The sequence below is a fragment of the Labrys sp. HAY1-8F genome (genome assembly GCF_056754975.1).
Genome location: NZ_JBPGWZ010000002.1, coordinates 2,072,930 through 2,085,189, shown reverse-complemented (window position 1 = coordinate 2,085,189; position 12,260 = coordinate 2,072,930). Strand labels below are relative to the sequence as shown.

Annotated in this window: 11 protein-coding genes; 4 read left to right on the top strand and 7 right to left on the bottom strand. The window is 62.6% G+C overall.

The genetic code is table 11. The features are described 5' to 3' along the window. Window positions 1–169: 169 nt before the first annotated feature. Window positions 170–556, top strand: a complete 387-nt coding sequence (locus tag ACR9ZN_RS18685) for a methylglyoxal synthase (protein WP_481272877.1) — start codon at window positions 170–172, stop codon at window positions 554–556. A 32-nt stretch (window positions 557–588) separates the two neighbouring features. On the opposite strand, the gene ACR9ZN_RS18680 is transcribed toward ACR9ZN_RS18685, so the two are convergent. Both ACR9ZN_RS18680 and ACR9ZN_RS18675 read right to left on the bottom strand, forming a co-directional pair. After that, window positions 589–1,053, bottom strand: a complete 465-nt coding sequence (locus ACR9ZN_RS18680) for an SRPBCC domain-containing protein (protein ID WP_481272876.1) — start codon at window positions 1,051–1,053, stop codon at window positions 589–591. Next, the gene (locus ACR9ZN_RS18675) at window positions 1,050–1,388 is read right to left on the bottom strand and encodes an ArsR/SmtB family transcription factor (RefSeq protein ID WP_434957956.1); all 339 of its coding nucleotides are present in this window, start codon (window positions 1,386–1,388) and stop codon (window positions 1,050–1,052) included. The genes ACR9ZN_RS18680 and ACR9ZN_RS18675 overlap by 4 nt, the downstream gene beginning before the upstream one ends. Window positions 1,389–1,809: 421 nt before the next feature. On the opposite strand from ACR9ZN_RS18675, the gene dnaK reads away from it, so the two are divergent. From dnaK to ACR9ZN_RS18660, 3 genes are all read left to right on the top strand, one after another. After that, the gene (dnaK, locus tag ACR9ZN_RS18670) at window positions 1,810–3,708 is read left to right on the top strand and encodes a molecular chaperone DnaK (protein WP_441770216.1); all 1,899 of its coding nucleotides are present in this window, start codon (window positions 1,810–1,812) and stop codon (window positions 3,706–3,708) included. Between the two features lie 208 nt (window positions 3,709–3,916). Next, a complete protein-coding gene (gene dnaJ / locus ACR9ZN_RS18665; protein ID WP_434957954.1) occupies window positions 3,917–5,062 on the top strand; it encodes a molecular chaperone DnaJ in 1,146 nt (381 codons plus the stop codon). Window positions 5,063–5,159: 97 nt separating this feature from the next. Beyond that, complete coding sequence (locus tag ACR9ZN_RS18660; RefSeq protein WP_481272875.1) at window positions 5,160–6,029, top strand: SDR family oxidoreductase; 870 nt, start codon at window positions 5,160–5,162, stop codon at window positions 6,027–6,029. 194 nt (window positions 6,030–6,223) lie between these two features. Here ACR9ZN_RS18660 and ACR9ZN_RS18655 read toward each other — a convergent pair whose 3' ends face one another. From ACR9ZN_RS18655 to ACR9ZN_RS18635, 5 genes are all read right to left on the bottom strand, one after another. Continuing rightward, entirely contained in the window at window positions 6,224–6,883 is a 660-nt protein-coding gene (locus tag ACR9ZN_RS18655) for an SH3 domain-containing protein (protein WP_441770218.1), read from the bottom strand. 140 nt (window positions 6,884–7,023) lie between these two features. Further along, on the bottom strand, window positions 7,024–7,746 hold the full coding sequence (locus ACR9ZN_RS18650; RefSeq protein WP_481272874.1) for a pyrimidine 5'-nucleotidase: 723 nt from the start codon (window positions 7,744–7,746) through the stop codon (window positions 7,024–7,026). Between the two features lie 135 nt (window positions 7,747–7,881). Continuing rightward, complete coding sequence (gene argB / locus ACR9ZN_RS18645) at window positions 7,882–8,772, bottom strand: acetylglutamate kinase (protein WP_149253841.1); 891 nt, start codon at window positions 8,770–8,772, stop codon at window positions 7,882–7,884. 177 nt (window positions 8,773–8,949) lie between these two features. Beyond that, complete coding sequence (locus ACR9ZN_RS18640) at window positions 8,950–10,434, bottom strand: MDR family MFS transporter (protein WP_481272873.1); 1,485 nt, start codon at window positions 10,432–10,434, stop codon at window positions 8,950–8,952. A gap of 335 nt (window positions 10,435–10,769) precedes the next feature. Further along, complete coding sequence (locus ACR9ZN_RS18635; protein WP_454815717.1) at window positions 10,770–12,026, bottom strand: class I SAM-dependent methyltransferase; 1,257 nt, start codon at window positions 12,024–12,026, stop codon at window positions 10,770–10,772. Window positions 12,027–12,260: the final 234 nt, after the last annotated feature.

The following is a 12,260-nucleotide window of genomic DNA, read 5'->3' as shown; positions in this document are numbered from 1 at the left end:
CGCGCTTGTTCTCGCTCTTGGATGGAGGCCGCGTGAGAAAGGCTTCCCATGCAGACCTTATGGTCAACATGGCACGCCGATTGCGCTATTGAGAAGAGGCGTTGTGCGGTTGCCCCAGATTTTCACATGGAATCAGATGGGAAACGCCGATCTGAAATGAGGATACCCGATGTCGAAGCTGGTCAGGCGCACTCTGGCGCTCGTCGCGCATGATCTCAAGAAAGACGAAATGGTCGAGTTCGCGCTCACGCACCGGGCCGTTCTGGCGCGCTTCAACCTCGTTGCCACCGGCACGACAGGGGGCCGCATATTGGCCGCCTGCCCGGAGCTGTCGCTGACCCCGCTGAAGAGCGGGCCGCTCGGCGGCGACCAGCAGATCGGCGCCTTGATCGCCGAGGGACAGGTCCACGGCCTGTTCTTCTTCGTCGATCCGCTCTCGCCCCTGCCGCATGATGTCGACGTCAAGGCCCTGACCAGGCTTGCCCTGGTCTATGACATCCCCATGGCCCTCAATGCCGCGACGGCGCACATGATCGTGGGGCAATTGGTGGATTGAGGGTGCATCCCGGAAGCCTGTCTTGCCGCCCCTCACAGAATGCCTTCGAGCCTGACATAGCTGGCTTCCATGCCATGCTCCATGCCGGTCGCCAGCATCTGCTCGCGCACCGCTGCGCTCGGCAAAGTCATGCGCAAGGTCATCAGCGTGCCCGCGCCGTCCGCTTCGAAGCGGGTCTCGACATGGTTGTCGGGCGTTGGGTCGGGCAGGTGCATGCGCTCGACATGCACGATGCGGCTGTGAGGCTCGAGCGCGATATATTCGCCCGTCAGCGAGAAACCGCCTCCGGAACCGTCCTGCCATTCGAAGCGGATCTTGCCGCCGGGCCGGGCCTCACTGATGCAGACGGGCATGGTGTATCCATCAGGCCCCAGCATCCATTTCTGGATGAGTTTGGGCTCGGTGTGGGCGCGGTAGACCGCCTCGGGGGAGGCGGCGAAGCGCCTGGCGACCACGACATGGGTGTCGCCTTCGGTGCGGATCGTCAATTTGGTCATGGGTTGTCCTCTTCTTTTTCGGGAAGTCCTGCGGCCAGGAGCACGTCCAGCCGGTCGTAATTGCGGGCCAGGGCCTCGCGCAGCATGCCCAGCCATTGGTCGATGGCCGCGATGCCTTCCGGGGCGAGCCGGCAGGGCCGTTTCGTCCCCTCGGCGCGGCGGACGATCAGCCCAGCGCCTTCGAGAACCTTGAGATGGCGCGAGACGGCGGGCTGCGTCATCGCGAAGGGTTCCGCCAGCTGCATCACCGTCGCCTCCCCGAGAGCCAGGCGGCTGAGGATCGCCCGGCGAGTCGGATCGGACAGGGCCGCAAAGGTGTCGTCGAGGTGGGGCATGGAGGTGACCGAGTCTTATTTATAACAATTATGTTATATAACATAATTGTTATAGTCAAGTTTTTGTGTGCGGCCGCCGGGGCGGCGTTGCCTGCGGGAGGCGGATGGAGCTCACCAAAACCGGGTGACCATGGAGAAAGGCTGATGTATCGCTATACCGCCTGTTGGCTCGTCCCAGCCGGACCCGGCCGGGCACTTCGTCGAAGAATTGTGACGAAGACGCAAATTCCTTAGCGGACAGGCAGCTTTCGCGCCTTGCGGCCCGTGAAAGCCCCCCTTATATACCCGCCGAACCCGTGATTAATCCCAACGCAATCACGGGGTTTCCGATAGGGACCGGCCGGGTTCCTGAGGGCTTTCCCGGCCTAGGCGCTGCTGCTTCGGGGCGCGTCGGTCTGCTGAATAGGAAGGATGAGAAACTATGGCTAAAGTTATTGGTATCGACCTCGGCACCACCAATTCGTGCGTAGCCGTCATGGAGGGCACGAGTGCCCGGGTCATCGAGAATTCCGAGGGCATGCGCACCACGCCCTCCATCGTGGCTTTCACCGATGATGGTGAGCGCCTCGTGGGCCAGCCGGCCAAGCGCCAGGCTGTCACCAACCCTGAGCGCACTTTCTTTGCGATCAAGCGCCTGATCGGCCGCACCTATGACGATCCGATGACCAAGAAGGACATCGGCCTGGTGCCCTACAAGATCGTCAAGGCCAACAATGGCGATGCCTGGGTCGAGGCGGACGGCAAGTCCTACTCCCCGTCGCAGATTTCGGCGTTCACCCTGCAGAAGATGAAGGAAACGGCCGAGGCTCATCTGGGCCAGCCGGTGACGCAGGCGGTCATCACCGTTCCCGCCTACTTCAACGACGCCCAGCGCCAGGCCACCAAGGATGCCGGCAAGATCGCCGGCCTCGAAGTGCTGCGCATCATCAACGAGCCGACGGCGGCTGCGCTCGCCTATGGCCTCGACAAGAAGAAGGCCGGCACCATCGCGGTCTATGACCTCGGCGGCGGCACCTTCGACGTCTCGATCCTGGAGATCGGCGACGGCGTGTTCGAGGTGAAGTCGACCAATGGCGACACCTTCCTCGGTGGCGAGGACTTCGACATGCGCCTGGTCGAGTATCTGGCGGACGAGTTCAAGCGCGAGCAGGGCATCGACCTCAAGAAGGACAAGCTCGCTCTCCAGCGCCTGAAGGAAGCGGCCGAGAAGGCCAAGATCGAGCTGTCCTCCACGGCGCAGACCGAGATCAACCTGCCCTACATCACCGCCGACGCTTCGGGTCCGAAGCATCTGGCGCTCAAGCTCTCGCGCTCCAAGTTCGAAAGCCTGGTCGACGATTTCGTCCAGCGCACCATCGAGCCCTGCCGCAAGGCCTTGAAGGATGCCGGCCTGGCCGCTGGTCAGATCGACGAAGTGGTGCTGGTCGGCGGCATGACCCGCATGCCCAAGATCCAGGAAGTCGTGAAGCAGTTCTTCGGCAAGGAGCCCCATAAGGGCGTCAACCCGGACGAAGTGGTCGCCATCGGTGCCGCGGTCCAGGCCGGCGTGCTGCAGGGCGACGTCAAGGACGTGCTGTTGCTCGACGTGACCCCGCTGTCGCTAGGCATCGAGACGCTGGGCGGTGTCTTCACCCGCCTGATCGAGCGCAACACCACGATCCCGACCAAGAAGAGCCAGACCTTCTCGACCGCCGAGGACGGCCAGACGGCCGTGACCATCCGCGTCTTCCAGGGCGAGCGTGAAATGGCCCAGGACAACAAGGCGCTCGGCCAGTTCGACCTCGTCGGCATTCCGCCGGCGCCCCGCGGCATGCCGCAGATCGAGGTGACCTTCGACATCGATGCCAACGGCATCGTCAATGTCTCGGCCAAGGATAAGGCGACGAGCAAGGAGCAGCAGATCCGCATCCAGGCTTCCGGCGGTCTTTCCGATGCCGACATCGAGAAGATGGTCAAGGACGCCCAGGCCAATGCCGAGGAAGACAAGAAGCGGCGCGAGCTCGTCGAGGTCCGCAATCATGCGGATGCGGCGGTGCACCAGGCCGAGAAGTCGATCAAGGAGCTTGGCGACAAGATCTCCGAGGCCGACAAGTCGACCGTCGAGGCAGCGGTTACCGCGCTCAAGTCCGCGCTGGAAGGCGAGGATGTCGAGCTGATCAAGACCCGCACCAACGATCTGCAGCAGGCTGCCATGAAGCTGGGCGAAGCCCTCTATCAGCAGCAGGCCGCGGGCGCCCCGGGCGACGAAGCCGGTACGAAGAATGACGATGTTGTTGACGCCGACTTCGAGGAAGTCGACGACAGCAAGAAGCGTGCGTAATCTTCGACGATCTTGTGCGAGCCCTCGCCAAACGATACAGGCCGAAAGGTCTGCATCGGATATGGCGGGGGCTTTCGCACACCTCCAGAGCAGAGTGTGTTCAAGCGGAAACGCACAGTGCTCGAACTCGTTATTTCAACGCGTCTTTGCGGTCTCGGTGATTCCACCATCGCAAAACGCCTTCGCTGGGGTGCTTTGAGCGATTCCGATGGCCAAGCGTGACTATTACGAAGTGCTCGAGGTTACTCGCGAAGTAACCGAAGTCGAACTCAAGGTTGCTTTCCGCAAGCAGGCGATGAAGCACCATCCCGACCGCAATGCCGGTGACAAGGATGCCGAGGCCAAGTTCAAGGAAGTGAACGAGGCCTATGAAGCCCTGAAGGATCCGCAAAAGCGCGCGGCTTATGACCGCTTCGGGCACGCCGCCTTCGAGCAGGGCGGCATGGGAGGCGGAGGCGGCGGTTTCGGCGCAGGCGGTGGCTTCGGTTCCTTCTCCGACATCTTCAACGATATCTTCGAGGATCTGGCCGGGCGCGGCCGCGGGCGCAGCAATTCGGGCGGGCGCGAGCGCGGCGCGGATCTGCGCTACAACATGGAGATCACGCTGGAGGAGGCCTTCAACGGCAAGACCGCCACCATCAAGATCCCCACATCCGTCACCTGCGATTCCTGTTCCGGTTCCGGTGCCAAGGCTGGGTCCAAGCCCAAGACCTGCGGAACCTGCGCCGGCCATGGCCGCGTGCGCGCCACCCAGGGCTTCTTCTCGATCGAGCGCACCTGCCCGACCTGCCAGGGCCGTGGCGAGGTCATCGACAATCCCTGTCCTTCCTGCGGCGGTGCCGGCCGCACCACGCGCGAGCGCACCCTTTCGGTCAATATTCCCGCCGGCGTGGAGGATGGCACGCGCATCCGTCTCGCCAATGAGGGCGAGGCCGGCGCGCGCGGCGGGCCTTCGGGCGATCTCTACATCTTCCTGTCGCTGGCTTCGCACGAATTCTTCCAGCGCGACGGCGCGGATCTACATTGCCGCGTACCGATTTCGATGGTGACGGCCGCCCTCGGCGGAGAGTTCCAGGTGCCCACCGTCGATGGCAGCAAGGCCAAGGTGGCAGTGCCCGAAGGTACGCAGACCGGGCGGCAGGTGCGCCTGCGCGGCAAGGGCATGCCGGTGCTTCGTTCGCGCGAGCATGGCGACATGTACGTCCAGTTCTTTGTCGAGACACCCAAGAATCTCACGCGCCGCCAGCGCGAATTGCTGGCGGAGTTCGACGAGCAGTCGTCGAAGGAGACACAGCCAGAAAGCGCCGGTTTCTTCGCCAAGGTCCGTGATTTCTTCGACGGGCTCGGACAGTAATGAGGGGCGGGTCTTCAGACCCGCCTTTATCGTGAGGCCGGAAGGGAGACTGGCGGGTCTGAAGACCCACTCCCCCGAAACGGCGGGAATGTATTGCATGAATCTCCTGATCTTCGGCCTCGGCTACACCGCCTCGCATTTTGCGGCTCGCTACGGCGACCGCTTCGCCAAGATCACTGGTACCTTCCGCTCGTCGGCGCCCCACGAGAAATTGCCGGAGCTGCCTGGTGCCACGCGTCTGGCCTATGACGGCCTGGCAGGCTCGCCGGCGGTCGATGCCGCCATTGCCGAGGCGACGCATATCCTCACGTCCATCGCCCCCGATGATGACGGCGATTCCGTATTGCGGCATTTCGGTGCCGCCCTGCGGCAGGCACCGAAGCTGCAATGGATCGGTTATCTCTCCACCGTCGGGGTCTATGGCGATGCCGGGGGCGCCTGGATCGACGAGACCGCGCCGCTGCGCCCGACCATGGAGCGCAATGCCATGCGGGTCGATGTCGAGAAGGAATGGCTCGATCTTGGCCGTGGCAGGGACGTGCCGGTGCAGCTTTTCCGGCTGGCCGGCATTTACGGGCCGGGACGCAACGCCGTCGTCAATTTGAAGCGGGGCACTGCCCGGCGCATCGTCAAGCCGGGACAGGTGTTCAACCGCATTCATGTCGAGGACATCGCGGGTGCGGTTGTGGCCGGCATGGAGAAACCCGACGCCGGGCCCGCCTTCAACGTCACCGACAATGAGCCGGCGCCCCCCCAGGATGTGGTCACCTATGCGGCCGGTTTGCTCGGCGTGTCGCCGCCGGGCGAGATCGCCTATGACGAAGCGCAGATGACGCCGATGGGCCGCTCCTTCTACGGCGAGAACAAGCGCGTCTCGAACCGCCGGGTCCGCGAGGAGCTGGGTTATGCGCTGCGCTATCCGACTTATCGCGAAGGCATCCGCGCCTGTTTCGACGCGGATGCGTGAGCGCTTCGTGGCTGATTGAAGCCTCTGATTTGCAACAATAGAAGCATCAGTGTTTGTCATGCCCGGGCTTGACCGGGGCATCCAGACGTCCGGCATTCACAGCGCTAGACTGGATTGCCGGGTCAAGCCCGGCAATGACAAGGATTGCGTTCTTTTTTATCGACAGCCACCACCCCGGGTGAGTGACGCTGCCCTCATTGCGGAATAATCGGCCGCGTGCTGCCGATCGGCCTTCCCGGCCGGCCGGGGCGGAAGACCGGCTTCGGACGCGGGCCGCCATGATGAGGTGGCCGGACGCCGGGCGGGCGAACGCCAGGTGGACGAACGCCTGGAGGGCGGACCACCGGAGGACGTGTCCCGGGCGGGCCTATGACGGGCGGACGCGGGCGCCAGCCCGGCCCGTGATGCGGCGGCCGCGGTCGGCCATGGCCCCACCAGGTGTTGTACCAGGGACGCCGCGCATAATAGCGGTCCCAATAGGCATAGCTGAAGACGATGGCGGGGATCGCCAGCGCGCCGATACCGACATTGCGGTTCGCCGCAGCGGACAGATATTTGTTCGCCGACCAGCCCCGCTCTCCGCGCACCGATATATCGCACCAGGATCGGTCGCTCAGGCAGCCATGGATGAGCACGGATTCGCCTGGACGCAAGGTGGTGACGGCCGGATATTGGGTGCCGGGTCCGGCACGCAGATTGACATTGGCGGTGGCATAGCCCCGGACGGCCGCCTGCGCGCCGCTTGCCAGCAGGAGGATGCCGCTGCTGGCTAAAGCGGCGACGAGCAGGGCCCGGATCAGGCGTGGGATACGAATGAGGAGGCCCGTCATATCGGGCTGAGGTAAGGGCATCATGCAACCCCGTGCGGTGGAAGCCGCCCTGAGGGAAAGCCGGAGCGGCCTGACCCGGCTGACAATGCAACGGGCGGGCGCCCTCGCCAAGCGGGCAAGCCGATTATTTCGGTATTATTTGGTAGATTGCCAGCAGCGGTGCTTCAGAGCGAAGCCGACAGATCGGTCAGGAAACCGGCAATGTCGTCCGTGATGTAGTCGATGTGCTCGGCCTGGACGCGCTCGATTTCCCAGGCATCGCGCACGATCTCGGCATTGTGCTTGGGTACGACCAGCACGGTGCGCATGCCCCGATCATGCGGCACGATCAAATTGCGCGAAAGATCCTCGAACATGGCAGCACGGGCCGGGTCGACGTCGTGGCGGGCGAAGAAGCTCGCATAGGTGTCGGCGGCGGGCTTGGGCAGATAGTCGGCTGAGACGATGTCGAAGACATCGGCGAAATGCTGCTCGACACCCAGGCGCTTGACGATGTTCAAGGCGTGCCGGGTAGTGCCGGAGGTGAAGATCAGCTTGCGGCCGGGCAGCAGGCTGAGCGCCGTGCCGAGCAGCGGGTTGGGCTCCAGCGGCGAATGGTCGATGTCATGGGCAAATTCGAGGAAATGCGCGGGGTCCACGCCTTCATCGATCATCAGGCCGCGCAGCGAGGTGCCATAGCGCTGATAGTAGTATTTCTGCAGCCCGCGCGCGGTGAGGCCATCGACGCCATAGTAATTCGCCATCCAGGTGGTGATGCGGTTGTCGACCTGCTCCCACAGATTGGCGTGGTGGGGGTAGAGCGTATTGTCGAGATCGAAGACCCATGTGTCGACATGGGCGAAATCCGCCGACAGCTTTTCCCTGATTGTGGCTACGCTCTGATCCATGCTCGTCTCTACCATCCTTATCGCAGCATCCGGTGGCAAAGTTAAGGATGGATTGCCGGTTCCTGGGAGAGCGGACATCTCAACGTCATGAAAGCATGTCGTGATGTCCGCTCTCCCAGGACTTGACGAAGCGCCTCAGCGCCGGATCAGCGTGCCGGCGCCGTGATTGGTGAGAAGTTCCAGCAGCACGGCGTGCGGCACCTTGCCGTCCATGATGACAACCGCTTCGACGCCCTTTTCGAGCGCATAGATGCAGGTTTCGACCTTGGGAATCATGCCGCCGGTGATGGTGCCGTCGGCGATCAGGCGGCGGATGCCTTCCACGTCGATTTCCTCGATCAGGTTCTTGTCCTTGTCGAGGATGCCGGGCACGTCGGTCATCAGCAAAAGGCGAGTCGCGCCGAGCGCCCCCGCGATGGCGCCCGCAAAGGTGTCGGCATTGACGTTGAAGGTGCCGCCATCATCCGACGCCGCCACCGGTGCCAGCACGGGGATGATCTGGGAATGGATGATCTGGTCGAGCACGGTGGTGTCGACCTTGTCGGGCTCGCCCACGAAGCCGAGATCGACAACTTTCTCAATGGCGGAATCGGGATCGTAGACCGTGCGCGTCGCCTTCTTGGCGGTGAGCATGCGGCCATCCTTGCCTGATAGCCCGACGGCACGCCCGCCGGCGGCGTTGATGAAGCCGACGAGCTGCTTGTTGATCGAGCCGGCCAGCACCATCTCGACCACTTCGACGCTGGCGGCGTCGGTGATGCGATGGCCGGCGGCGAATTCGGACTTGATGCCGAGACGTTCCAGCATTTCCGAAATCTGCGGGCCGCCGCCATGCACCACCACCGGATTGAGGCCGGCCTGTTCGAGCAGCACGATGTCGCGGGCGAAGTCGCGGGCAACCTGCTCGCTGCCCATGGCATGGCCGCCATATTTGACGACGATGGTGGCATCATCGTGCTGCTGCATGTAGGGCAGGGCTTCGGAAAGGATTTCGGCCTTGTCGTGGACGCTCAAATTAGGGCTCATGGCTGGGGGATCCGAAAGAGACTGGAAGCGCTTTTACAGCATGTTGCGGGCATGAAAAGAGGCGATTGGCACGAAAGCAAAACGCGTTCGGGCGGAAATGGCTCTTTGCTTTCGAATGTGCGTCGGCGCATTTTGCGATTCCCGGTGATTCCACGAGACCGCAAAGCGCTCGGGCGGTCACTCCATCGCCATCGAGGCCGGCTCGACCTTGGTCCGCAACGGCCGCTCTTCCATGCGAAACAGGGCGCAGAGCGTGGCGAGCGATCCGAGTGCGGCGGCCAGGAATACCCAGCGGAACACCGAGCCGATATCGCTGCCGGCCGCGGCGATCGATGTCGCCAGCGTCTCGATGGTGACGTTGGCGGCGAGGTCAGCCGGCAGGCCTCCCATCACGATCGCCCCGAACACCGCCACGATCAAGGCGCCGCCGAGCGAACGGAAGAAGTTCATGGCCCCGGTTGCCGTGCCCATCTGATGCTGCAGCACGGCGTTCTGGATCGCAACCGTGGTGACCGGCAGCATGGTGCCGATGCCCAGCGAGGCTAACGTCAGCAGGATTTCAAGCATCGCCAGCGGGAGGGCCTGCGGGTTGATCGAGATCAGGGCGAAGGCGAGGGTCGAGACGGCGAGACCGACCAAAGGCGGGCGCTTATAGTGCGTTATGCGCGCCATCAAGCGGCCAGACAGCGTTGCTCCGGTGACGGTGCCGACCATCATCGGTATCAAGGCCAGGCCCGACTGGCTGGCCGTCAACCCATAGACGCCTTCCAGGAGGATGGGTATGTAGATCGTCATGCCGATGAACACGCCCATGCCGAAACAGGCGGCGATGGTACCTGCCGCCACCACCGGATTGGCGAGGATTTCGGTAGGGATCAGCGGCTCGGGCGCGGTGCGCAGGCGAATGACGAAGGCGATCCAGAATAGGACCGAGAGGCCGAACAGCCCGAGGATCGGCGCCGAGGTCCAGGCATAATGCGGGCCGCCCAGGCTGAGGGCGAGCAGCAGGGCGATAGTCGCCACGGCCATCAGCCCCGCGCCGAGAAAATCGAGCTTATGCGGCCTTTCGTGGCGCGGCAGCTTCTTGAGCACGGAATTCGTCATCCCGTAGGCGAGCAGGCCGAGCGGCAGATTGATCCAGAAGATCACCGACCAGTGGAGCTTTTCGGCCATGAAGCCGCCGAGCACAGGCCCGGCGATACTCGATGCGACGAAGACGGTAGCAAAATAGGCCTGGTACCGAGCCCGTTCCCGCGGCGGAATGATATCGGCGATGATGGTCTGTGCCAGGGAGATCAGCCCGCCGCCGCCGAGGCCCTGCAGGGCCCGCGCCAGGATCAAGGTGAGCATGGTCGGGGCGAGAGCGCACAGGATCGAGCCCGCCATGAAGGTGCCGATCGCCACCAGCAGCGTTACGCGCCGGCCGTTGATATCAGCCATCTTGCCATAGAGCGGCGTCACCGCCGTCGAGGTCAGCAGATAGATGGTAACGACCCAGGGCAGATTCTCGAAATCGCCGAGCACACGGCCGATCGTCGGCATCGCCGTGGCGACGATGGTCTGGTCGAGCGCCGCAAGGAACATCGCCACCAGCACGCCGATGATGATCGAGCGTATCTCGTGGGGGCTCAGTGCGGAACTGGCCTGTTCGGACTGGGTCATAACGGCTTTCCGGAAGCTCGATCGCGGCTTCCTGTTTCATAGAGCGGAAAGAAGAGGCGGGCCCGAAGACCCGCCTCTTCTTGTAAATGGCTTGAATGGCGTTCTCTGGAACATGATCCGATCAAGACGATCGGATCATGTTCATCAAGTCTCTGCTTGAACGCATAGTCTTGTCCAAAAAGTCGTGCAACTCTTTGGGTTTATGCTCTGGTGACCCGCCATCGATGATCGGTTGCGAGAGCGTCTTTTCGATCCGGTTGGATCGGAAGGACGCGTCTGCCTTTTTTAATTCCGAGCATCATCCGATCCAGCGGGGGCGAATGATGCTCCTGCGCCTACTCGGCCGCCTCGCGGGCCGGCGCGGGAACCGGCTGCAGATCGAGCGGCAATCGGCGTTCGGCGTCGCCTATATAGTCACGCGTCAGCGGCACGGCGTTGATCGACTTGGCCACCTGGATCTGGAAGACCATGTGGCCGCCCCACCGGAAGGTGGCCTCGGAGGCCGCCAGATACATCTCCCACATCCGGCAGAATCGGTCATCATAGAAGGAGCGGATCTGGTCGCGGTGGTGGTTGAAGCGCTCGCGCCAATGCTTGAGCGTCTCCGCATAGTGGATCCTCAGGATCTCGATGTCGGTGATGATCAGGCCGGCGCGTTCGATTGCCGGCAAGACTTCCGACAGCGCCGGCGAATAGCCGCCCGGGAAGATATATTTCTGGATCCACGGATTGGTGGCGCCGGGCCCGTCCGACCGACCGATGGCATGCACGAGGCCCACGCCGTCATCGTTCAACAGCGCGGCGATCTTGCGGAAATAGGCATCGTAATGATTGACGCCGACGTGCTCGAACATGCCGACCGAGACGATGCGGTCGAATTTCCGGTCGAGAGCGCGGTAGTCGATCAGTTCGAAGCGCACACGGTCGGCGATGCCGGCGGCCTGAGCCCGGGCGTTGGAAACCCGGTGCTGCTCCTCCGACAGGGTGATGCCGGTGACATCAGCCTTGGTCACCTCGGAGATGTAGAGGCCCATGCCTCCCCAGCCCGAGCCGATGTCGAGGACCTTCACGCCTGGTTTCAGCAGCAGCTTGGCGGCGATATGCCGCTTCTTGTAAGCCTGCGCTTCTTCCAGCGTGATGTCGAGGCTGGGAAAATAGGCGCAGCTATACTGCCGATCCACATCCAGGAAGAGGTCGAACAATTCGTCCCTCAGATCGTAGTGATGGGCGACATTGTTCTTCGACTTTCCGGCCGGATTATACTGAGCAATGCGCCGGCCGATCTTGCGAGCGGCGGAGGCAATGTTGCTCAATGGCCCGATCGAAACAGACCAGCCGATATTCTGCATGAACAGGGCAAGCATCTCATAGACGTCGCCCTTCTCGATGACGAGCCGGCCGTCCATGAAAGCTTCGCCGACCTCCAGTTCCGGGTTGGTGAGTAGCTTCCAGGCTGTCGCCTTGTCCTCGATTCGTATCGTGCTGGAAAAACCTTGATCAGATCCGTAGGTATGAACGTGGCCTTCGGGATCAATAACCGTAAGTGCACCCTTTTTAATCAGGCGCTTCAACATAGTATCTAGAATAAACATCTGCAAAAACCCTGGCGGATTCGCATCGCTGGAGCCCGTTCGGTCGCCTGCCACTGTTGCCGTGCAGGGAGGACCACCACTTGCCGGCTGGCAGATTCGACACGATCCGTTCCCAAATTGAACGCAATTTGAGCAGGGATGCAATTGTTTTTCTGCACGTCCTAAACAAAATCAAAACCGCGCGGGTCAGCGCTGGCCCCGAATATTGTCCGGGCATCAGAATTCGCCCGATCG

Bases quoted from the DNA above. Each gene is read 5' to 3' on its own strand.
- ACR9ZN_RS18685 (WP_481272877.1), top strand. From the start codon at position 170: ATGTCGAAGCTGGTCAGGCGCACTCTGGCGCTCGTCGCGCATGATCTC.
- ACR9ZN_RS18680 (WP_481272876.1), bottom strand. From the start codon at position 1,053: ATGACCAAATTGACGATCCGCACCGAAGGCGACACCCATGTCGTGGTC.
- ACR9ZN_RS18675 (WP_434957956.1), bottom strand. From the start codon at position 1,388: ATGCCCCACCTCGACGACACCTTTGCGGCCCTGTCCGATCCGACTCGC.
- dnaK (WP_441770216.1), top strand. From the start codon at position 1,810: ATGGCTAAAGTTATTGGTATCGACCTCGGCACCACCAATTCGTGCGTA.
- dnaJ (WP_434957954.1), top strand. From the start codon at position 3,917: ATGGCCAAGCGTGACTATTACGAAGTGCTCGAGGTTACTCGCGAAGTA.
- ACR9ZN_RS18660 (WP_481272875.1), top strand. From the start codon at position 5,160: ATGAATCTCCTGATCTTCGGCCTCGGCTACACCGCCTCGCATTTTGCG.
- ACR9ZN_RS18655 (WP_441770218.1), bottom strand. From the start codon at position 6,883: ATGATGCCCTTACCTCAGCCCGATATGACGGGCCTCCTCATTCGTATC.
- ACR9ZN_RS18650 (WP_481272874.1), bottom strand. From the start codon at position 7,746: ATGGATCAGAGCGTAGCCACAATCAGGGAAAAGCTGTCGGCGGATTTC.
- argB (WP_149253841.1), bottom strand. From the start codon at position 8,772: ATGAGCCCTAATTTGAGCGTCCACGACAAGGCCGAAATCCTTTCCGAA.
- ACR9ZN_RS18640 (WP_481272873.1), bottom strand. From the start codon at position 10,434: ATGACCCAGTCCGAACAGGCCAGTTCCGCACTGAGCCCCCACGAGATA.
- ACR9ZN_RS18635 (WP_454815717.1), bottom strand. From the start codon at position 12,026: ATGTTTATTCTAGATACTATGTTGAAGCGCCTGATTAAAAAGGGTGCA.